Annotated in this window: 21 protein-coding genes; 8 read left to right on the forward strand and 13 right to left on the reverse strand. The window is 55.1% G+C overall.

Annotation, left to right across the window (positions count from 1 at the left end; translation table 11 throughout):
• Positions 1 to 5 precede the first annotated feature (5 nt).
• On the forward strand, positions 6 to 245 hold the full coding sequence (locus tag LJA86_RS09545) for a YebV family protein (protein ID WP_008500472.1): 240 nt from the start codon (positions 6 to 8) through the stop codon (positions 243 to 245).
• A gap of 34 nt (positions 246 to 279) precedes the next feature.
• On the opposite strand, the gene pphA is transcribed toward LJA86_RS09545, so the two are convergent.
• Positions 280 to 924 (reverse strand): protein-serine/threonine phosphatase, encoded by a 645-nt coding sequence (gene pphA / locus LJA86_RS09550; RefSeq protein ID WP_048223724.1) that lies wholly within the window; start codon positions 922 to 924, stop codon positions 280 to 282.
• Between the two features lie 166 nt (positions 925 to 1090).
• On the opposite strand from pphA, the gene LJA86_RS09555 reads away from it, so the two are divergent.
• On the forward strand, positions 1091 to 2032 hold the full coding sequence (locus tag LJA86_RS09555) for a VirK/YbjX family protein (protein ID WP_229226067.1): 942 nt from the start codon (positions 1091 to 1093) through the stop codon (positions 2030 to 2032).
• A gap of 304 nt (positions 2033 to 2336) precedes the next feature.
• On the opposite strand, the gene LJA86_RS09560 is transcribed toward LJA86_RS09555, so the two are convergent.
• The 4 genes from LJA86_RS09560 to yobA form a co-directional block, all read right to left on the reverse strand.
• Entirely contained in the window at positions 2337 to 2828 is a 492-nt protein-coding gene (locus tag LJA86_RS09560) for a hypothetical protein (RefSeq protein WP_063621985.1), read from the reverse strand.
• 655 nt (positions 2829 to 3483) lie between these two features.
• Positions 3484 to 3822, reverse strand: a complete 339-nt coding sequence (locus LJA86_RS09565) for a YebY family protein (protein ID WP_229226068.1) — start codon at positions 3820 to 3822, stop codon at positions 3484 to 3486.
• Between the two features lie 16 nt (positions 3823 to 3838).
• Complete coding sequence (gene copD, locus LJA86_RS09570) at positions 3839 to 4708, reverse strand: copper homeostasis membrane protein CopD (RefSeq protein ID WP_229226069.1); 870 nt, start codon at positions 4706 to 4708, stop codon at positions 3839 to 3841.
• A 1-nt stretch (position 4709) separates the two neighbouring features.
• On the reverse strand, positions 4710 to 5081 hold the full coding sequence (gene yobA, locus LJA86_RS09575; RefSeq protein WP_048029432.1) for a CopC domain-containing protein YobA: 372 nt from the start codon (positions 5079 to 5081) through the stop codon (positions 4710 to 4712).
• 137 nt (positions 5082 to 5218) lie between these two features.
• Here yobA and LJA86_RS09580 point away from each other — a divergent pair, with 137 nt between their 5' ends.
• From LJA86_RS09580 to exoX, 3 genes are all read left to right on the forward strand, one after another.
• Positions 5219 to 5449, forward strand: a complete 231-nt coding sequence (locus LJA86_RS09580; protein ID WP_008500465.1) for a DNA polymerase III subunit theta — start codon at positions 5219 to 5221, stop codon at positions 5447 to 5449.
• Between the two features lie 110 nt (positions 5450 to 5559).
• Entirely contained in the window at positions 5560 to 6210 is a 651-nt protein-coding gene (locus LJA86_RS09585; protein ID WP_045908215.1) for a carbon-nitrogen hydrolase family protein, read from the forward strand.
• A 24-nt stretch (positions 6211 to 6234) separates the two neighbouring features.
• Complete coding sequence (gene exoX, locus LJA86_RS09590) at positions 6235 to 6897, forward strand: exodeoxyribonuclease X (RefSeq protein ID WP_008500463.1); 663 nt, start codon at positions 6235 to 6237, stop codon at positions 6895 to 6897.
• On the opposite strand, the gene ptrB is transcribed toward exoX, so the two are convergent.
• The gene (gene ptrB, locus LJA86_RS09595) at positions 6894 to 8954 is read right to left on the reverse strand and encodes an oligopeptidase B (protein WP_045908214.1); all 2061 of its coding nucleotides are present in this window, start codon (positions 8952 to 8954) and stop codon (positions 6894 to 6896) included. The genes exoX and ptrB overlap by 4 nt on opposite strands.
• Before the next feature lie 85 nt (positions 8955 to 9039).
• Positions 9040 to 9690 carry a tellurite resistance TerB family protein gene (locus LJA86_RS09600; protein ID WP_008500461.1) on the reverse strand — a complete coding sequence of 217 codons (651 nt, stop codon included), beginning with the start codon at positions 9688 to 9690 and terminating at the stop codon, positions 9040 to 9042.
• A 171-nt stretch (positions 9691 to 9861) separates the two neighbouring features.
• On the opposite strand from LJA86_RS09600, the gene purT reads away from it, so the two are divergent.
• Positions 9862 to 11040 (forward strand): formate-dependent phosphoribosylglycinamide formyltransferase, encoded by a 1179-nt coding sequence (purT, locus tag LJA86_RS09605; protein WP_229226070.1) that lies wholly within the window; start codon positions 9862 to 9864, stop codon positions 11038 to 11040.
• Positions 11041 to 11082: 42 nt separating this feature from the next.
• Here the strand turns inward: purT and kdgA are convergent, their stop codons facing one another.
• The 3 genes from kdgA to zwf form a co-directional block, all read right to left on the reverse strand.
• Positions 11083 to 11724, reverse strand: a complete 642-nt coding sequence (gene kdgA / locus LJA86_RS09610; RefSeq protein WP_008500459.1) for a bifunctional 4-hydroxy-2-oxoglutarate aldolase/2-dehydro-3-deoxy-phosphogluconate aldolase — start codon at positions 11722 to 11724, stop codon at positions 11083 to 11085.
• A gap of 39 nt (positions 11725 to 11763) precedes the next feature.
• On the reverse strand, positions 11764 to 13575 hold the full coding sequence (gene edd, locus LJA86_RS09615) for a phosphogluconate dehydratase (RefSeq protein WP_048029427.1): 1812 nt from the start codon (positions 13573 to 13575) through the stop codon (positions 11764 to 11766).
• A 233-nt stretch (positions 13576 to 13808) separates the two neighbouring features.
• On the reverse strand, positions 13809 to 15284 hold the full coding sequence (gene zwf, locus LJA86_RS09620; RefSeq protein WP_023312228.1) for a glucose-6-phosphate dehydrogenase: 1476 nt from the start codon (positions 15282 to 15284) through the stop codon (positions 13809 to 13811).
• Positions 15285 to 15640: 356 nt separating this feature from the next.
• Here zwf and LJA86_RS09625 point away from each other — a divergent pair, with 356 nt between their 5' ends.
• Positions 15641 to 16510 (forward strand): MurR/RpiR family transcriptional regulator, encoded by an 870-nt coding sequence (locus LJA86_RS09625; protein ID WP_023312229.1) that lies wholly within the window; start codon positions 15641 to 15643, stop codon positions 16508 to 16510.
• Between the two features lie 140 nt (positions 16511 to 16650).
• The gene (pyk, locus tag LJA86_RS09630; RefSeq protein ID WP_008500455.1) at positions 16651 to 18093 is read left to right on the forward strand and encodes a pyruvate kinase; all 1443 of its coding nucleotides are present in this window, start codon (positions 16651 to 16653) and stop codon (positions 18091 to 18093) included.
• Between the two features lie 45 nt (positions 18094 to 18138).
• Here pyk and lpxM read toward each other — a convergent pair whose 3' ends face one another.
• The 3 genes from lpxM to znuA form a co-directional block, all read right to left on the reverse strand.
• Positions 18139 to 19110, reverse strand: a complete 972-nt coding sequence (gene lpxM, locus LJA86_RS09635; protein WP_045908211.1) for a lauroyl-Kdo(2)-lipid IV(A) myristoyltransferase — start codon at positions 19108 to 19110, stop codon at positions 18139 to 18141.
• A gap of 120 nt (positions 19111 to 19230) precedes the next feature.
• Positions 19231 to 20550, reverse strand: a complete 1320-nt coding sequence (mepM, locus tag LJA86_RS09640) for a murein DD-endopeptidase MepM (RefSeq protein WP_048029426.1) — start codon at positions 20548 to 20550, stop codon at positions 19231 to 19233.
• A 15-nt stretch (positions 20551 to 20565) separates the two neighbouring features.
• Complete coding sequence (gene znuA, locus LJA86_RS09645) at positions 20566 to 21510, reverse strand: zinc ABC transporter substrate-binding protein ZnuA (RefSeq protein ID WP_045908280.1); 945 nt, start codon at positions 21508 to 21510, stop codon at positions 20566 to 20568.
• Positions 21511 to 21514: the final 4 nt, after the last annotated feature.

A 21514-nucleotide genomic window follows, 5' to 3' on the forward strand; every position in this document is an offset into this window, starting at 1 on the left:
GCACTATGACGAAAACCAGCGTGCGTATTGGCGCTTTTGAGATCGACGACGCAGAGCTGCGCGGCGAAGCACAAGGCGATCGAACGTTAAGTATTCCCTGCAAATCCGACCCGGATTTGTGCATGCAGCTTGATGCATGGGATGCAGACACCAGCGTCCCGGCAATACTTGATGGTGAACACTCTGTCCTTTACCGTGAGCATTACGATAGTAAAACCGATGCCTGGGTCATGCGTCTTGCCTGACCTAAAGAGAACCCGCCCGAAGGCGGGTTATTTATTACTGCAGCTGTGCCAGCGTAAAGTAACCGTCAAATACGGCGCCCGTATCAATGTAGTGAAGATTGTCAAAATCATACCTTCTGTCGACGGGCGTATGTCCGAACCAGAAATGATCCGCACCGCTGATGCCCTGCCCTTTGCCCACCATAAACCCCATCAACCGATCGCGGTCCCATAAAACGCGATGGGCACTGACCGGTTTTTGCCAGCAGTATTCCGCTGCCGGATAATCCGCATGGGCAATCACGTTCAGACCGTTCGCACAGGTTATCTCAATGATATGCGGTAAATCGCGACAGGCCTCGAGCAACGACAGCGCAAGCTGTTGCTGGTCGCGTTCAAGTTGCGCAAACCACATTCCGCCATTCATCATCCAGAGAGAAAAATCGTTATTATCCAGACCGTCGAGCGCCATTTGCTCATGGTTGCCCCGGACGGCACGAAACCATTTTTCATGAATTAACTGCAGGCATTTCACGCTATCAGGCCCACGATCGATCATATCCCCAACGGAAATAAGCAAATCCTCATACGGGTTAAAATGACGGCGTTTAAGCTCCTCCATAAGCCACTGATAACAGCCATGTATATCGCTGACAACCCAGACGTGACGCCACATCCCACCTTCAATTCGCTGATACATAGCCCCTCCTGTTAACAGTATAGCCGCCGCAGAAAATGCAACAGGCGGGCGTGGTCCTCACGAAGTGAAACAAACGGTAAACCAAACAGAAATAAAGATCCTCGCGCTATTAATCCCTTTTTCCTGGCTCTTTAGAATAAAGGGAGAAAAAAAGAGGGGTCTTCACGTGTCTAATACGCACCTGCATAACGATGTTTTCTATCCGCATCGCACAAATATTATTTCCGAGCTGGTGAACGGCAAACGCGTCCCGGGACCGATCTGGCGCAAACGCGAATATCGCCTGAAGTTCCTGTTACGTTCGCTGGTGTTCTGGTCTTCTACCCATCGAATGCTGGAGGCGCTTTCTGGTCGCGACGATTTCGACAAACTGCTGGCCTCTCAAATTACATTGCCAAGCAAAACCCACCGGCAGTACCTGATGCGCGGTTTGACGGCTAACGATCGCGCCGACGCGATCGTTAGCCATTATTACTGGATTGATAGCCTGAAAGAGAGCTGCCTCGCCCAGGCCCTGACCAGCCCGCAGGAGCAACCCGTTGCGCAGTTCCATGCAAAAGACGGTGTTATCTATACGGTCAATGCGTCCTCTGCGGGGAAAGCCGAGCGTGAAGGTGAAAGCACGCTGTGGCTTCGCGACAACGAGGATACGCTGCTGGCCAGCCTGACCTTTAGCGTCGCGCGCAGCAATGGTCAGCAAGTCATGGTCATTGGCGGGCTTCAGGGTCCCCGCCGCAGCGTAACGCGTGACGTGATTAAACAGGCCACCCGCGCCTGCCACGGCTTGTTTCCAAAGCGCGTGTTGATGGAAGTGCTTTTCCAACTGGCTGCACAGTCCTCTGTCCGGGCGATTTTTGCCGTCAGCGATGAGGGCCACGTGTTCCGCGCGTTGCGCTATCGCCTCAGCAAAGGCCGCCATTTCCACGCCAGCTATGATGAATTCTGGGCATCACTGGACGGTAAAAAACTCTCCGCTTTCTGCTGGCAACTGCCGCTGCAGATGTCACGCAAATCCCTTGAAGAGATCGCCAGTAAAAAACGCGCTGAATACCGCCGTCGCTTTGAGCTGCTTGATGAAATTGAGGCGTCGGTTAAGTCGCACTTTTAGACCCCGCACCCACTTTGTTGAATTGCTATAGAAAAATTAACAAGGCAGGCAAACGGGCTGAATTTAGCTATGTCGTGTTGTGAATTACAAAAAAGTTCTTAAGGGATGCTCTGTATCGTAAAGGTAGTGTTCGAAACGATTTCTTTTACGCCACAATAAACCTTCTACCATTCAAAGAGTTAAGCATTTAAAACCCGTCAAATACGGGTTTTAATGCTTACCAATACATCCATTCGATCTGAATGTCGGTGTACGCTGAGTTCCAAAATATTATCGAACTGAAGAACAAGCAGAGAGCTTTAATTCAGTTACATGCTTTTGCATAAAGTTCATTAAATGCTTTGATCTGAGATCGAACTTCATCGACCAGAAATTTATCATCAGTTGCGTAAGCTATCGGTCGTCGTGAATACTTGAAGCCCAGAACCAAATGATATGGTTCGGCAGCAATAAAACGAGCACCTATTTTTCGGCCTAGTTGAGTCTCACCAGAGAGAATGCCGCAAACATAGGGATGCCCTTCAGAATGATGTAATGACATTTCCGTAAAAGAAACTGGCTTGGTTGTATCTAAGTCGCTGTCACAGAGACCAATCATCATTTTCCTTGTTTGCTTATCTTCAAAATTTCTTGCTAGCTGCTCTTTGAACACATTGCAACTATCAGGATTTCCTGCCCCGCGCTTAAAGAATTCAATCACTGCAGGTTTTACAGCTTCAAAATTGTATTGTTCTTGAGCATGACTGCCCTGGGCCACGGTTAAGAGTATAAACAGGAGTAAATTCTGTGTTTTCATGGACGCCATTCCCTAAAAATATCTCTTAACATATCGGCAGATTTTGGATTTACCCAACTTATTTTATCCATATGTTCGAACCCCGCTCTGCGGAGTAAGAAAACCTGGACCGCTAACTCCTGACTGTCTTCCCCGGGCGTTCGAGAGATAAGGGATTCACCCGGGTTGAAATTCGGACCTAACTCGCCACCTTTACATGAGAGCAGAAGCCTCGCAAACAGACCCTATGAAAAGGAGCGCGGAGAGGAGTTTGCTCAATGCTTACTCGGCCACAAAAATTTAACAATGACCCAAAAATACCTGGACGCACGCGGTGCAGAGTATGTTATGGTTTAGACAGGATATGGAATATTCGAGTAATTTTCGGGGCATTTCGTATAAAGACCGGAAAACCCTATAGAAACAAATAGATAAAAAGAGACCGAATACGATTCCTGTATTCGGTCCAGGGAAATGGCTCTTGGGAGAGAGCCGTGCGCTAAAAGTTGGCATTAATGCAGGCTAAGTCGCCTTGCCTTTTAAGAATAGATGACGACGCCAGGTTTTCCAGTCCACAGCTAAAGCGGTCGGAAAAAAAGCGCCAGAGCATCATAAAATGTGAAAAACCGCAGTGCTTTCGCAAGCATCTGCGGTTTTTTATTGGAAACCTGAACAGTTAGCAGAGCTTGTCGGCGCGCTCGATAAACGGGGCCAGACTCATTTTCTGGCCCGGATTCGCCGGGTCATCGATCTGAATAATGCTAATCGGCTGGCCGCTGCTCTTTCCGCTGGCCACCTGCTGCTCGGCGGTTTCATTTAACGGGTATTGCACCAGCGTGCTCGGGTTGATGGCATACAGCGCATGGCCCGGACGGCAGGTCAGCATCACCTCTTCGCGATTGAACGCCCATTTATCCTTACCCACTTCAAAACGGCTGACGGTGATAACCTGCGGTGCGGCAAACGCGCTCCCCGTGCAGGCCACCAATATGAGAGAAAGTACTGTCTTTTTCATATGATATTTAACCTTGTCAAAAGGGTTCCCAGGTGGCGAACAGACTGACCGCTGCCAGTACCAGCGCCCCCAGCACCACTTCTGCCTGTGTCATCCTGATAAAAATCTGTTTTGCTCGCCCGGTCTCCGGACGAAACCGTGGCACCAGAAAATACCGATTTGCCAGCGCAATTACCACCATCAACGCCACCAGCGCACATTTGAACAACAAAAACTGCACGTAGTCAGCCTGCCAGGGAATATGGACGCCCAGTATCATGAGCGCATTGATCGCTCCGCTGAGCAGCACACCCGCGACGGCATAATGGCCCACGCGCGAGAAGCGCATCATGGTATAGATGGCGGCATTCTGCCAGCGCCCTTTCGCCAGACGCATGCAGAACAGCAGGGGCAGTAATCCGCCCAGCCAGGCTGCGGCACAGATCAGGTGAAACGCGTGATTAAGGCGCTGCAACGCCCCCATCGGACCGTCGTTCATCGCCGCGTGCCCTACCCCCGCCAACAGGATAAGCTGGCCCATGGCGAGCAGCAGCAGCCGCGAACCTTTCAGCGGCGCGAGCCATGCTGCAGCGACCGTCATCACAGCAAGAATCGTTTGCCACAGCCAGACGCCGCCAAACTGTGTCCTCATCACGCCGTACCAGACCTGCGGGGCAAACACATCTCCCCAGCCGTTACCCATCAGTCCGCCCTGAAGCATAAACATCAGGAGTGCAGCCGCCAGGCTCACTAAGGCCGCCACTTTCTGCTGCAGCTGGAAACGCCGGGACATCAGCCGCTGGAGAGAGGAAGGGGCAAACCAGACGCTGTAAAGCGCGTTGCCAAAAACCAGCATCAGCGCCCCGAAATGGACAAAGCGCAACCCGATATAACACAGCGCCAGCATGCTATTTCACGCTAAAGTGATAGCTGCCTTTGGTTTTATGGCCGTCTACAGAGACGACATGCCAGTCTACCTGGTACGTCCCTGACGTCAGCGTTTGTTCCAGCGGAACGGTGAGTTGCGCCTTGTTCTTTTCATCTCGCGTAGCGGTACCCGTTTTGATGACCTGCTTTTGTGCGTCCGTCACCACCACACCGCTAAATCCCGGTTCGATGCCTTCTGAAAAATGCAGTGTAAGTGCCTGCGGAGCGCTTACCACGCTGTCCGCTGCCGGGATCGGCTGCTTAAGATGCGCATGCGCCAGCGCGGAAGAGGTCATCATTGTAGAGGTCAGAAAAACCAGTGCGCATACCGCGCGGGAAGCGGAGAAACCCATCGCAATCATTCCTTTTTGTTATGTCTGTATGCTAAAGAATAACGCTGTATAATAAACGAGTCGAGGAACATCCTGCCTCCGCTTGTCATCGTCGTGCAATCGCGGTAACGTTGCCGCCGCAGAAAAAGGAGAAGGTAATGAAGATTAATCTGGCCGCCCTTCCACAGGACGAGATGGATAAAGTGAATGTCGATCTCGCTGCCGCTGGCGTCGCGTTCAAAGAGCGCTACAACATGCCTGTCGTGGCTGAAGTCGTTGAACGGGAACAGCCCGCCCATCTGCGCGACTGGTTTCGCGAAAGACTCATCGCCCACCGTCTCGCCTCGGTTAACCTCTCCCGTTTACCGTACGAACCTAAAGTTAAATAAGCTTAACGAGCCGTTACACTTCCTTACGCTGAATCTGGCAGGATAAGAAAACCCTGATAAATTTAGGTGTATTCTTAAATCTCTGCGACTCAGTGTATAAGGAAGTCACGATGTCACATTGGAATATAGCGGCAGCCCAGTATGGTGGGCAGCATCAGAGTGTCGATGACCATATCACGCACCACCTGCGCTTCATCGCCGAAGCAGCACGGCAGCGGTGCGATCTGCTGGTGTTCCCTGAACTCTCATTAACAGGCTCGGGTAACACTACGCTACCTCCCCCACCCGATGACGCGCAGCTGGAACCGCTGCTGGACGCGGCGCATTTTTACCGGATTACCGTGATTGCCGGGCTCCCCCTGGAACGGAACGGTCAGCGCCAGAAAGGCCTCGCACTCTTCACGCCCGCCCGTCACCGCATCCTGCGCTACCCGCAAGGTAGCGGTGCCAGCCTGGTGCCGGGGGAAAAACAGCTCAGCATTATTGATGCGCATGCCGATTCCCCCAATCTCGATCCCAGAGCGTCGCTGTTTACCAGCAGCCAGTCCGTGGAGGATCACCGCTGGCGGCAGTCCATCAGTACCCTGCAGCGCTTCGCGCATAAATATGCCATTGCGGTGCTGATGGCGAACGCCTGCGGCGGTAGCGCGCTGTGGGATGAAAAAGGTCAGTTGATCGTCCGCGCCGATCGGGGCGAGCTGCTGTTGACCGGCACGCTCGGCGGAGAGGGTTGGCAAGGCGATATCATTCCTTTAGGCTAGGCGTTTTAAGCTCAGGAGTGTTCAATGCTGCGCGTCATCGATACCGAAACTTGCGATCTTCAGGGCGGAATTGTGGAAGTGGCCTCTGTCGACGTGGTTGATGGTAAAATCGTCAACCCAATGAGCCATCTGGTGCGTCCCGATCGCCCCATCAGCCCTCAGGCGATGGCTATCCATCGCATTACCGAATCGATGGTGGCGGACAAGCCGTGGATCGAAGAGATCATTCCCCACTATTACGGTAGCCCCTGGTACGTCGCGCATAACGCCAGTTTTGACCGCCGGGTGCTACCTGAGATGCCGGGAGAATGGATTTGTACCATGAAGCTGGCACGTCGCCTCTGGCCAGGCATTAAATACAGCAATATGGCGCTGTACAAGTCCCGCAAGCTCAGCGTGCGCACGCCTGAAGGGCTTCACCATCACCGGGCCCTGTATGACTGCTATATCACCGCCGCGCTACTCATCGATATTATGAACACCTCGGGCTGGACGCCGGACGATATGGCAACGATTACCGGACGCCCCGCACTGCTGACCACGTTTACTTTTGGTAAATACCGGGGCAGAGCGGTGTCGGATATTGCGGATAAAGACCCGGGCTATTTGCGCTGGCTGTATAACAACCTCGACAAAATGAGCCCGGAACTGCGCCTGACGCTGAAGCACTATCTGGGCGAAGCTTAACGCTCCGCACGGCCTGGCAGCGTCTCCTGCGCCAGGCCAATCAGGAAGGCATATTCCAGAGCAACCCCTTCGTAGGATTTAAATCGACCCGATTTCCCGCCGTGACCGGAGTCCATATCGGTACACAGCAGCAGCAGGTTGTCGTCGGTTTTCAGCTCCCGCAGTTTCGCTACCCATTTTGCCGGCTCCCAGTACTGCACCTGAGAATCATGCAGACCGGTGGTGACCAGCATGTGGGGATAGGCTTTCGCTTCCACGTTATCGTACGGGCTGTACGTTTTCATATAGCGGTAGTAAATCTCATCCTGCGGATTGCCCCACTCTTCAAACTCCCCTGTTGTAAGCGGGATGGATTCATCGAGCATAGTCGTCACCACATCGACAAACGGCACCTGCGCGACAATCCCCTTAAAGCGCTCGGGGCGCTGGTTGATCACCGCCCCCATCAGCATGCCTCCCGCGCTGCCGCCCATGCCAAAGCAGAGCTGCGGATCGCCATAGCCCTGCTCAATCAGCGCATCGCAGACGTCGAGGTAGTCATTGAAGGTGTTTTTCTTTTTCAGGAATTTCCCGTCCTCGTACCAGTGCTGCCCCAGCTCACCGCCGCCGCGAATATGGGCGATGGCGAAAACAAAGCCGCGGTCGAGCAGGCTTAATCGGCTGCTGCTGAAATCGGCATCCATGCTTGAGCCGTAGGAGCCGTACCCGTACACCAGGATCGGGTTTTTGCCTTTCTGGAAATGGGCTTTGTGATAGACGAGCGAGACGGGGACCTCGACGCCATCCCGGGCGGTGACCCACAGGTGCTCGCTGCGGTAGTTTTCAGACTCAAACCCTTTGACCTCGGTCTGTTTAATCACCTGGCGCTGCCCCGTATCCATGTCCAGCTCAAACAGGGTGTCCGGTGTGGTCATCGATGAGTAGCCGTAGCGCAGCCGCGAGGATTCAGGTTCCGGGTTGAAACCAATCCACGTCACATAGGCCGGGTCGTCGAACGCGATCCCCACCACTTCCCGCGTTTTACGGTTGATTTGCCGGATGCTGGTCAGCCCCCGCTGACGCTCCTCCACCACCAGCCAGTCGGTGAACAGGGTGAACCCTTCCAGCATCACCTGATCCCGCGCGGGGATAAGCACCTCCCATTTGCGCTCATCGCGCACTTTGGTTTTATAGAGACCAAAGTTTTTACCCTCGCGATTCGAGCGCAGATAAAAGCTGTGCTGAAAGTGATCCAGGCTGTACTCATGATCCTTCCGGCGCGGCAGGAAACAGAGCGGCTGGGCATCGGGCAGTTCGGCATCCAGCAGCAGGACTTCCGACGTCGTGGCGCTGGCCAGGAAGATAATCACATAATGGCGCGAGGAGGTTTTATGCAGGCTGACATAGAACGTTTCGTCTTTCTCTTCATAGACCAGCTCGTCGTCTGCAGAGTCCGTTCCCACGGTATGCCGCCATACCTGATAGGGCAGCAGCGTAGAGGCATGCTTTTTGACGTAGTAAACCGTCTCGGAATCATTCGCCCAGACAAAATCCGGGGAGACGTTTTCCAGCATTTCAGGATACCAGTTGCCGGTGTCCAGATTGCGAAAACGCAGGCCGTACTGGCGACGCGAGAGATAATCCTCCGCCAGCGCCATTACTGCGTTATCCGGTGAAATGGACATGCCGCCCAGAGTATAAAACTCGCTGTGGGCAGCGCGCTGGTTGGCATCCAGCAGAATATCCCACGCATCCCATTCGGCGCTGAGCACCGACTGACGCTGGTAGATGGGATACTCGTTGCCGGGCTCGTAAATATGGCGGTAGCGATAGCCGTTTTTGGTCCAGGGCGCCGAGATATCGCGCTGAGGAATACGCTGCACCATCTCATTCAGCAGCTGGTCCTGAAGCGTCTGCTGGCTGGACATGACCTTGCGGCCGTAGTCATTTTCCTCGTGCAGGTAGTCGAGCACCTCTGGCCGGGAGCGCGAATCGTCCCGTAGCCAGTAATAGTTGTCTATACGCGTATCGCCATGCGTGGTGATCGCATAAGGTATACGTCGGGCTTTCGGTGGCATGTCATCATTCTTTTTAGTTTTACACCCTATAAGGTTGGCAAAACCCACGCATGATGCAAGCGAAACCGGATCGCAACGGCGAGCACTAGCCCTGTAACGCCTGTTTTTGTTCCCGGATATCCCGCTCAATGCCCTCACGCACGTCCTGGGGGATCTTCAGCGCGTCTCCAAGCGCATTCAGGTAGCTGCGTTCCATAAAGTGATCGATATCGATGGCGGCACAGCTGAGGAAATAGAGTTCAAGCGCCTCTTCCTCATTTTTCACGCTTTGCGCCAGACGCTGCGGCTCCAGAGGCTGTTCAATGGCCTGCGCCACCAGCGCTCTGCCCTTCTCTTCAACGCCAGCTTCACGCAACTGCTGTTCGATCGCCAGTCGTTCCTTATCGTCAATATGCCCGTCACTTTTCGCGGCAAAAACCAGCGCCAGGATCAACCGTTCAGTACGCAGATCCAGCGGCGAGGTATGCTCGCCATAATGCGGTTCGTCGCTGTGCGCGGTCCGGACCCTGTCCTTGTATTTATTCCACAGGACGGTGCCCGCAATGGCGCCCCCACCGGCCAGCAGCGCGCCTGTCCCGTACTTTGCCAGCAGCTTGCGCGAGGATTTATTCGCGACCAGCAGGCCAGCCAAGCCGCCGAGCGCCCCGGGTACCAGCAGTTTACTGAGGTCCCGCTCGCCGGAAGACGATGTTTTCTGCCCTAACAGTGATTGCAATTGATTTAGCCAGCCAGACATGGTTTCCCTCACTTAACGGTGAATATGTTCCACAGCGTAAGCGAGCAGGCGTCAGGAAATGTCTGGCCGGGCTAAAGAAGCGCAAATTTCTTCCTCCCGCGCTTAGCAGTGCACAAGACAGACGCAAACGTTTTCGTTTATACTGCCCGCAACTTTTTCAGGGGGATTGTTATGATTCGTTTAGGAACCGCGCTGCGACCTGCGGCGACGCGAGTGATGTTGTTGGGATCGGGCGAGCTGGGAAAAGAGGTCGCCATTGAGTGCCAGCGTTTAGGCGTGGAAGTCATTGCCGTAGACCGTTACGCCGATGCGCCCGCCATGCACGTCGCCCATCGTTCTTATGTGATTAACATGCTGGATGGTGATGCCCTTCGCGAGCTGATTACGCGCGAGAAACCCGATTTCGTTGTACCGGAAATTGAAGCCATCGCCACCGATACGCTGATTGCGCTTGAGCAGGAAGGCCAGCGCGTGGTGCCCTGCGCGAAAGCCGCAAAGCTAACCATGAACCGCGAAGGCATTCGTCGCCTGGCGGCGGAAGAGCTGGAATTGCCCACCTCGGGCTATCGTTTTGCTGGCGATAAGGCCGCATTCCTGCAGGCCGTAGAGGAGATTGGTTACCCGTGCATCGTTAAGCCGGTGATGAGCTCCTCCGGTAAAGGACAGAGCTTCATTCGCGACAGCAGCACGCTCGATAAGGCGTGGGATTACGCCCAGCAGGGTGGCCGCGCCGGTGCCGGTCGCGTCATCGTCGAAGGCGTGGTGAAGTTTGATTTCGAGATCACCCTGCTGACCGTCAGCGCCGTTGACGGCGTCCATTTCTGCGCCCCTATTGGCCACCGCCAGGAGGATGGCGATTACCGCGAATCCTGGCAGCCGCAGCAGATGAGCGCTCTGGCGCTGGAACGTGCGCAGGCGATCGCCCGTAAAACCGTCCTGGCGTTGGGCGGCTATGGCCTGTTCGGCGTGGAGCTGTTTGTGTGCGGTGATGAGGTGATTTTCAGCGAGGTCTCCCCGCGCCCGCATGACACCGGCATGGTCACGCTCATTTCGCAGGATCTTTCCGAGTTCGCTCTGCACGTGCGTGCCTTCCTCGGCCTGCCCGTCGGCGGTATCCGTCAGTTCGGCCCGGCCGCCTCGGCGGTGATCCTGCCGCAGTTAACCAGCCAGAACGTTACGTTTGATAACGTCGACGCGGCGGTGGGTGCCGGGTTGCAGGTACGTTTGTTCGGTAAGCCGGAGATCGACGGGACCCGTCGTCTTGGCGTGGCATTAGCCACCGGGGATAACGTTGACGACGCCGTGGCGAGAGCGAAAGCGGCCGCAGCAAGCGTTAAGGTAGAGGGATAAAAAAAACGGGCCGAAAGGCCCGTTTTTCATGCGACGAATGACTTACTGCTTCGCGCCTTCCACCGCTTCGCGAGCCAGTTTGGTGATGCGATCCCAGTCGCCCGCTTCCAGCGCATCCGCCGGAACCAGCCATGAGCCACCGATGCACAGCACGCTTTTCAGCGCCAGGTAGTCACGGTAGTTGGCAGGAGAGATACCGCCTGTCGGGCAGAAGCGTACCTGAGAGAATGGACCCGCAATCGCCTGCAGCGCTTTGGTGCCGCCGTTCGCTTCCGCCGGGAAGAATTTAAACTCTTTCAGACCGTAGTCCATGCCCAGCATCAGTTCAGAGACGGTGCTGATACCCGGGATCAGCGGAATAGTGCCTTCGGTCGCGGCCTTCAGCAGCGACTCGGTCAGGCCCGGGCTGATGGCAAACTGTGCGCCCGCTTCGGTCACTTCAGCCAGCTGTTTTGCGTTCGTCACGGTACCCGCACCGATGATGGCGTCCGGCACTTCTTTAGCAATGGCGCGAATGGCGTCCATCGCGCAGGCGGTACGCAGGGTCACTTCCAGAACGCGAACGCCGCCCGCAACCAGCGCTTTCGCCATCGGTACAGCGTGCTCCAGCTTGTTTACCACGATAACCGGCACGACAGGGCCCGTGGTCAGGATTGCTTCTGCACTTGTTTTCCAGTTTTTCATCAGAGTTTTCTCTCGCCAGATCGTTAAAATCAAGTCGTCTTAAAACGTAATACAGGTTGCGCCCTGCTCAGCACCGGAGAGTTTCTCACGCAGCGCGCCAAACATTTCGCGTCCTGTTCCCACGCGCGACGCGCTCAGGTCAGGAATATGGGGCTGACGTGCCGCCAGTTCGGCATCATCCACCAGCAGGGTTAACTCGCCTGTCTGACCGTTAACGCGGATCATGTCACCGTCACGCACTTTCGCCAGCAGGCCACCGTCGTACGCTTCCGGCGTCACGTGGATGGCTGAAGGCACTTTACCTGAGGCGCCAGAGAGGCGTCCATCGGTCACCAGTGCAATTTTGAAACGGCGGTCCAATAATACACCAAGTGGTGGCATAAGTTTATGTAATTCTGGCATCCCGTTGGCTTTAGGCCCCTGATGACGCACCACCACCACGCAGTCTTTATCGAGCAGACCGGCGTCAAAGGCAGGTAATACGTCGTGCTGGCTTTCAAATACCACCGCCGGCGCTTCGATAATCTGGTTCTCTTCCGGTACGGCAGAGGTCTTCATCACCGCGCGACCGAGGTTACCGCTGAGCACTTTGGTGCCACCGTGAGGAGAGAACGGTTTGTCGATGGTGGCGATAACCTGCGCATCAAGAGACGCGCTCGCCCCATCACGCCAGTCCAGCTCGCCGTTGTTCAGCCATGGCTCCTGGGTGTAGCGCTGTAGGCCAAAGCCCGCCACGGTGTTGACATCTTCATGCAGCAGACCGCCTTTCAGCAGCTCGCGCATCAGCAGCGGTACGCCGCCCGCGGCCTGGAAGTGGTTGATGTCCGCCGGGCCATTCGGGTACAGGCGTGCCATCAACGGCACCACGGAAGAGATCTCGGAGAAGTCATCCCAGTTAATCAGAATGCCCGCAGCACGCGCCATGGCCACCAGGTGCATGGTGTGGTTGGTTGACCCACCAGTTGCCAGCAGCGCGACAATCCCGTTGACGATGACCTTTTCGTCGACCATTTTGCCCATCGGCATCCATTCGTTGCCGTTTCCGGTCAGACGCGTGACCTGACGGGCCGCGGCCTCGGTCAGCGCTTTGCGCAGCGGCGCGTCCGGCTGGATAAAGGATGAGCCCGGAAGCTGCATCCCCATAAACTCCACCACCATCTGGTTCGTGTTTGCGGTACCGTAGAACGTACAGGTGCCCGGCGCATGGTAGGACGCGGCTTCCGCCTCCAGCAGCGCCTGACGGTCTGCTTTCCCTTCCGCGTACAGCTGGCGGATACGGACTTTTTCTTTGTTCGGCAGGCCGCTTGCCATTGGGCCCGAGGGCACGAAGATCGCAGGCAGATGACCAAACGACAGCGCGGCCATCACCAGGCCCGGAACAATCTTATCGCACACGCCGAGATAGAGCGCGCCATCAAACATGTTATGTGACAGGCCCACCGCCGCGGACATGGCAATCACTTCGCGGCTCAGCAGGGAGAGCTCCATACCGTCCTGCCCCTGCGTTACGCCGTCGCACATGGCGGGTACCCCACCCGCCACCTGGCCGACCGCATTCACGCTGTGCAGCGCTTTACGGATGATATCCGGGTAAACCTCATAGGGCTGGTGCGCGGAGAGCATATCGTTATAGGCGGTAATGATGGCGATATTGTTACGCAACATGCTTTTCAGCGACGCTTTATCGTCAGGCTGGCAGGCGGCGAAGCCGTGCGCCAGGTTACCGCAGGCCAGTTGAGATCGGTGGACGGTGTTGCTCTTTGCCTGCTCAATCCGGGCGAGGTAGGCCGAACGGGTCTCTTTCGAGCGCTCAATAATGCGCTGTGTTACGCGTAACAATGTCGGATTCATAAAAGCTCCTCTCATTTATCTGTCCGGGCTCGGGAGTTTACAAAGTCGCTGGCAGTTGTTAACAACGCTGAAACGCTTGCTGTCCGGAGCTCAGGGGCAAAATCACTTCCGGCAGTGTAATAAAAAAAGCTCCGCGGGTGAATCCACGCGGAGCTTAAAAGTTGAAAATTGTGCCACGAGCTGTGTTAGATCATGTTACCGGTAAAATAACACTTTCGGGCTAGCGGATTATCTTACTCAAACTCATTCCAGGAGCGGCCATCGCGGGTGATCATCGCCACCGACGCAACAGGTCCCCAGGTACCCGCCTGATACGGTTTTGGCGCATCCTGATCGGCAGCCCAGGCTTCGGTGATGGAGTCGACCCATTTCCACGCCTCTTCCACTTCATCGCGACGCACGAACAACGCCTGAATACCTCGCATGGTTTCCAGCAGCAGACGCTCGTACGCATCGGCCAGGTGCGTCTGGTTGAAGGTTTCGGAGTAGCTCAGATCCAGCTTGGTGGTCTGCAGGTTGTGTTTATGATCCAGGCCCGGCACTTTGTTCAGGATCTGGATATCCACGCCCTCGTCCGGCTGCAGACGAATGGTCAGCTTGTTCTGCGGCAGCTCCTGCCAGGACTCTTTGAACAGGTTCAGTTCCGGGTTCTTAAAGTAGACAACCACTTCGGAACATTTCGCAGGCAGACGCTTACCGGTACGCAGGTAGAACGGAACACCCGCCCAGCGCCAGTCGTCGATATCCACGCGGATCGCCACGAACGTCTCGGTGTTGCTGGACTTGTTCGCGCCCTCTTCTTCCAGGTAGCCCGGCACTTTTTTGCCCTGCGCAAACCCGGCGGTGTACTGGCCGCGAACGGTCTTCTCACGCACGTTGGAGCGGTCGATGCGGCGCAGCGATTTCAGCACTTTCACTTTTGCGTCACGGATGCTGTCCGCCGTCAGGTCAGACGGTGGAGACATGGCAATCATGCACAGAATCTGTAGCAGGTGGTTCTGGATCATGTCGCGCATCTGGCCGGCCTGGTCAAAGTAACCCCAGCGGCCTTCAATACCCACCTCTTCTGCCACGGTGATTTCCACGTGGTCGATAGTGCGGTTGTCCCAGTTATTCACAAACAGCGAGTTGGCAAAACGCAGTGCCAGCAGGTTCAGTACCGTCTCTTTACCGAGATAGTGGTCGATACGGTAGACCTGGCACTCTTCAAAGAACTCGCCCACCTGGTCGTTGATTTCACGCGAGGTTGCCAGCGACGTACCCAGCGGCTTCTCCATCACGACGCGCGCCGGTTTGGCGTTCAGTTTGGCTTCGCCCAAGCCTTTGCAGATGGCGCCGAAGGTGCTTGGCGGCATGGCGAAATAGTTAATCGTGACACGGTTTTTCTGATCCAGCATCGCGCCTAAGCGGGTAAACGCGCTGACGTCATTAACGTCCAGGTTGCAGAAATCGAGACGTCCACTCAGGGTATCCCACAAACTTTCATCAATTTTTTCCTTCATGAAAGTTTCGAGCGCCTCGCGGACGACTTTGGTATAAGCGTCCTTGTCCCAGTCGGCGCGCCCTACACCCAGGATACGGGTATCCGGATGAATTTGGCCCGCTTTCTCCAGTTGATACAGGGAAGGCAGCAATTTTCGGCGTGCAAGATCGCCTTTCGCGCCGAAAATGACCAGGTCACATGCCTGGGCTGTTTGCGTTACCGCCATGTCATTCTCCTCAGTTGGATCACCTGGTACTTCTGCCAGGTATCGTTGTAATTTTATTACAATGCACTGTACTGCTTTTACGTCATTCCCGAAACCATTAGCGCTTATCGTCGCGTGCGATACCGCGATTTTTCACCCTTCGTATGATTTCGACGGCTTAATGACGCAACAACCGTCGTTTCTTTGCGCAACAGGGTCATAGCAAAACCCGACACCGATCAAGTAATGAAAAAAAACAACAACATTATCTTGTCGATTGTTACCCTTAATGGAAGCCACAAGGGTAATATCGGCTAAATCGAATCACGATTTCATCAATTTATGAAATCGTTTACACCCATGAGCATCCTGTTAACATGAACATGCTGGAAAAAATCCAGTTTCAACTGGAACACCTTAGCAAATCCGAGCGAAAAGTGGCCGAGGTCATTCTCGCCTCTCCCGCTCAGGCGATTCATTCAAGCATCGCCGCTCTGGCACAGGAAGCGGGTGTTAGCGAACCCACGGTCAATCGCTTTTGCCGCAGCCTGGAAACGCGCGGCTTTCCTGATTTTAAACTGCATCTGGCGCAAAGTCTGGCTAACGGCACCCCTTATGTTAATCGTAATGTGGATGAAGACGACAGCGTTGATGCCTATACCGCGAAAATTTTTGAGTCGGCCATGGCTTCGCTCGACCACGTCCGTCAGTCACTGGACATGAGCTCCGTGAATCGCGCGGTGGATTTACTCACCCAGGCCAAGCGAATTGCGTTCTTTGGGCTCGGGTCGTCGGCAGCCGTCGCGCATGACGCCATGAACAAATTTTTCCGCTTTAACGTCCCGGTGATTTATTCCGATGACATTGTCCTGCAACGCATGAGCTGTATGAATTGCAGTGAAGATGACGTCGTGGTACTGATTTCGCATACCGGCCGCACCAAGAGTCAGGTAGAGCTGGCGCAGCTGGCCCGTGAAAACGATGCCATGGTGATTGCCCTCACAACGGCAGGCACGCCGCTGGCGCGTGAGGCAACGCTGGCGATCACCCTCGACGTGCCGGAAGACACCGACATTTATATGCCGATGGTCTCCCGCCTGGCCCAGCTCACCGTGATTGACGTGCTCGCGACCGGTTTTACCTTACGTCGGGGGGCAAAATTCCGGGATAACTTGAAGCGGGTCAAGGAAGCGCTGAAGGAATCGCGTTTTGATAAAGAATTGCTTATAAAGAGCGATGTTCCCTGATAGTTGATAACGAATACGTCACGAATAATGACGATGTAACGATTTACGGCATTCGGTCCCCTCGCCGCTGCCTTGCAGCAGATGAAGGCCGATTCAATGTTCACGCAACACCAAAGTTGTTTCAGTCAACGGAGTATTACATGTCCAGAAGGCTTCGCAGAACCAAGATCGTAACCACCTTAGGCCCGGCCACCGATCGCGATAATAATCTCGAAAAAATTATCGCCGCCGGTGCCAACGTGGTGCGTATGAACTTCTCTCACGGTACGCCAGAAGACCATAAATTACGTGCCGATAAAGTGCGTGAAATCGCAGCAAAACTGGGCCGCCACGTTGCTATCCTCGGCGATTTGCAGGGTCCAAAAATTCGTGTCTCCACCTTTAAAGAGGGGAAAGTTTTCCTCAATATCGGCGACAAATTTCTGCTGGATGCCAACCTGGGCAAAGGCGAAGGCGATAAAGAAAAAGTCGGTATCGACTATAAAGGCCTCCCGGCTGACGTCGTACCTGGCGATATCCTGCTGCTTGATGATGGCCGCGTACAGCTGAAAGTGCTGGAAGTTCAGGGCATGAAAGTGTTCACCGAAGTTACCGTCGGCGGCCCGCTCTCCAACAATAAAGGCATCAACAAACTGGGCGGCGGCCTCTCTGCAGAAGCGCTCACCGATAAAGACAAAGCGGACATCGTAACGGCTGCGCTGATCGGCGTTGATTACCTGGCTGTCTCCTTCCCGCGCTGCGGCGAAGATCTGAACTATGCGCGTCGCCTGGCACGCGATGCAGGCTGCGATGCCAAAATCGTCGCCAAAGTTGAGCGTGCGGAAGCCGTTTGCGATCAGGACGCCATGGACGACGTGATCCTCGCGTCTGACGTGGTGATGGTTGCGCGCGGCGACCTGGGTGTGGAAATCGGCGACCCTGAGCTGGTCGGTATTCAGAAAGCCCTGATTCGTCGCGCACGTCAGCTGAACCGCGCGGTGATCACCGCGACTCAGATGATGGAATCGATGATCACTAACCCGATGCCAACCCGTGCCGAAGTCATGGACGTGGCAAACGCCGTGCTGGACGGAACCGATGCGGTGATGCTCTCCGCAGAAACCGCAGCGGGCCAGTATCCGGCAGAAACCGTGGCCGCCATGGCGCGCGTCTGCCTGGGCGCTGAAAAGATCCCTAGCATCAACGTCTCTAAACACCGTCTGGACGTGCAGTTCGACAACGTGGAAGAAGCGATTGCGATGTCGGCAATGTATGCGGCAAACCATCTTAAGGGCGTTACCGCGATCATCACCATGACCGAATCTGGCCGCACCGCGCTGATGACCTCGCGTATCAGCTCGGGTCTGCCAATCTTCGCCATGTCCCGTCACGAACGTACGCTGAACCTGACGGCGCTCTACCGCGGCGTGACGCCGGTTCACTTCGACAGCACCAATGACGGCGTGGCCGCCGCGCACGATGCCGTAAACCTGCTGCGCGACAAAGGCTATCTGGTGTCCGGTGATATCGTCATTGTGACCCAGGGCGATGTGATGAGCACCATCGGCTCAACCAACACCACCCGCGTTATGACCGTCGAGTAATAACGTCTCTGTTAAAAAGCCCTCTCCAGATGGAGAGGGCTTTTTTTATTTCGTTGGATACAGCTCTTTGCGTTTATACGGCTCTGTTTCGCCCGGTTTGCGCGTTTTAAGCAGCTTCAAAATCCACGTGTACTGTTCGGCATGCGGTCCCACCAGAATCTCCACCTCTTCGTTCATCCGACGCGCAATGGTGTGGTCATCGGCGGTGAGCAGATCGTCCATCGGCGGACGAACCTCAATACTCAGGCGATGCGTTTTGCCGTCATAGACCGGGAACAGCGGGATCACCCGGGCACGACACACTTTCATCAGGCGACCAATCGCGGGGAGCGTCGCTTTATAGGTCGCAAAGAAATCGACAAACTCGCTGTGCTCGGGGCCGTGGTCCTGATCCGGCAGATAGTAGCCCCAGTATCCCTGACGTACCGACTGAATGAAGGGCTTAATGCCATCGTTACGGGCATGCAGGCGTCCACCAAAACGACGACGCACCGTATTCCAGACAAAATCGAAGATCTTATTGCCCTGATTGTGGAACATCGCCGCCATCTTCTGGCCCTGAGAGGCCATCAGCATCGCCGGAATATCAACGCCCCAGCCGTGTGGGACAAGGAAAATGACTTTCTCGTCATTGCGACGCATCTCCTCGATGATTTCCAGCCCTTTCCAGTCAACGCGATCGACAATTTTATCCGGCCCTTTCAGCGCCAGCTCCGCCATCATCGCCATGGCCTGCGGTGCGGTGGTATACATCTCATCAATGATTGCCTCGCGCTCGGCATCACTCTTTTCCGGAAAACAGTAATAGAGGTTGATCTGCGCGCGACGGCGGGCACTCTTGCCAAAACGCCCGGCCAGACGGCCAATTTTACCCAGGACAGGATCGCGGACGGAAGCCGGCAGCATCGCTATCCCCGCAAAGGCATAAACGCCAAGCCAGGCGCCCCAGTTGCGCGGATGACGAAAGGATTTTTCAAACTCAGGAATGTATTCAATATTGTTTTTTTGGGTTTCCATGCTGGATCCAGGGTCTGATGACGCAAAATTAATTCAGATAGTGTAGCGAGGCAGTCGTCCGCGCACAAAAGAAAAAGCCGGCGTCAGTGTGCGCCGGCTTTTTTAACAAAAACAGAGGGCTTAGTCTAAGCTCAGCTGCGGCAACACCTCTTTCACCTGCGCCAGATAATCAGTACGATCTTTACCTGTCAGGCCTTCGGTGCGCGGCAGTTTCGCCGTCAGCGGGTTCACTGCCTGTTGGTTAATCCACACTTCATAGTGCAGGTGCGGGCCGGTAGAGCGTCCGGTATTACCAGAGATCGCAATACGATCGCCACGTTTCACCTTCTGGCCCGGTTTAACCAGCAGCTTACGCAGGTGCATGTAGCGGGTCGTATACGTACGGCCATGGCGTACCGCGACGTAATACCCGGCGGCACCGCTACGTTTGGCCACCACCACTTCACCATCCCCTACCGCCAGAACCGGTGTGCCCTGCGGCATGGCAAAGTCAACGCCACGGTGCGGTGCGACACGCCCGGTTACCGGGTTCAGACGACGCGGGTTAAAGTTGGAGGAGACGCGGAACTGTTTAGCCGTCGGGAAGCGCAGGAAGCCTTTTGCAAGGCCCGTACCGCTGCGGTCGTAGAACTTACCGTCTTCGGCACGGATCGCGTAGTAATCTTTGCCCTCGGAGCGCAGACGCACGCCCAGCAGCTGGCTTTGCTCGCGCTTGCCGTCCAGCATTTCGCGGGACATCAGAACGGAGAACTCATCGCCCTTCTTCAGTTTGCGGAAATCCATCTGCCACTGCATGGCTTTGATCACCGAACTGATTTCAGCGCTGGTCAAGCCTGCATCACGCGCGCTGGAAACAAAGCTTGCCCCCACGGTGCCTTTCAGAACGCTGTTTACCCAGTCGCCCTTCTGCATTTCGCTGGTCATTTTAAAGCCCGTTGCCGTGCGATCGTAGGTGCGGGTTTCGCGGCGGGACATTTCCCAGGTCAGACGCTGCAGATCGCCATCGGCCGTTAGCGTCCAGGAGAGCTGTTGCCCAATTTTCAGGTTGCGAAGATCTTTATCTGCCGCCGCCAGCTGGCTGATATTCCCCATGTCGATGCCGTACTGGTTCAGCACGCTGCTCAGCGTGTCCCCGGTAGAAACAACATATTCGTGAATACCCGCTTCGTTCTCGGTTTTATCGTCCAGTTCATCCTGTGGAATAGCTTCATCTTCCTGAGCCGACTGGTCGATAGGCTCGCTGGCTTCAGGCAGCAAAGAGCGGATTTCGCTCTTTTCAAGCTCGATGGTTTTGATGATAGGGGCAGAACTCGGGTGGTAAACATAGGGCCGCCAGACGGCGACCGCTAAGGTGAGTACTGTAAGCGACCCCAGCATGACGCGGTGGGGTCGGGGCAGATTGTTAAATGCCAGGGCGACAGAGCGGGCTATCTGTTGCACGTATTCACTTCCTCGTTAATCTCCTTTCAGGCAGCTCGCATACTGGTTCGCCAGTTGGCTGAGGAACTGCGAATAGCTCGCTTTGCTCAACTGGATATTCGTTCCTAGCGGGTCAAGGGTCCCCATGCGCACGGATGTCCCCCTGGCCACGGCTTCTACGACCGCTGGCCTGAACTGTGGCTCAGCAAAAACGCATGTCGCTTTTTGCTCAACCAGCTGTGTTCTGATTTCATGTAAACGCTGCGCACCAGGTTGAATTTCAGGGTTGACGGTAAAATGACCCAACGGGGTCAAACCGTAGTGTTTTTCGTAATAGCCGTAGGCGTCATGAAAAACGAAATACCCTTTTCCTTTCAACGGTGCGAGCTCATTACCAACCTGCTTATCGGTTGCGGCTAATTGTGCCTCAAAATCTTTCAGGTTGGCGTCTAGTTTGGCTCGACTTTGCGGCATAAGTTCCACTAATTTGTCATGGATTGCAACCGCTGAAAGCCGCGCTATCTCTGGGGATAACCAAAGATGCATGTTGTACTCGCCGTGATGGTGATCTCCATCACCTTTTTCACCGTCGGCAGCATGATGGTCATGTTCGTCGCCGTCGTCATCCGCCCCTTTCATGAGTAACGGTTTCACGCCGGGGAGGTCGGCAATCGCGACCTGTTTTTCACCCGCCACCTGTTTTGCTGACTTCTGCATAAACGCTTCCATTTCCGGACCGATCCAGACAACTAAGTCCGCGTTTTGTAAGCGTTTTACATCGGAAGGGCGCAGGGAATAATCATGCTCCGATGCACCATCCGGGAGCAGAACCTGGGTTTCTGTTACCCCGTCAGCAATGGCTGACGCGATGAACCCGAGTGGTTTAAGCGAAGCGACAACCGCAGCGTTAACATCTTGTGCGGTTGTACCCCAAAGGGCAGCGGATAATGCTGCGAAAAGAAGCGTATTTTTATGTAACATAATG

The organism is Enterobacter sp. TCD1-1 (genome assembly GCF_020567405.1).
GTDB classification, from domain to species: domain Bacteria; phylum Pseudomonadota; class Gammaproteobacteria; order Enterobacterales; family Enterobacteriaceae; genus Enterobacter; species Enterobacter quasiroggenkampii.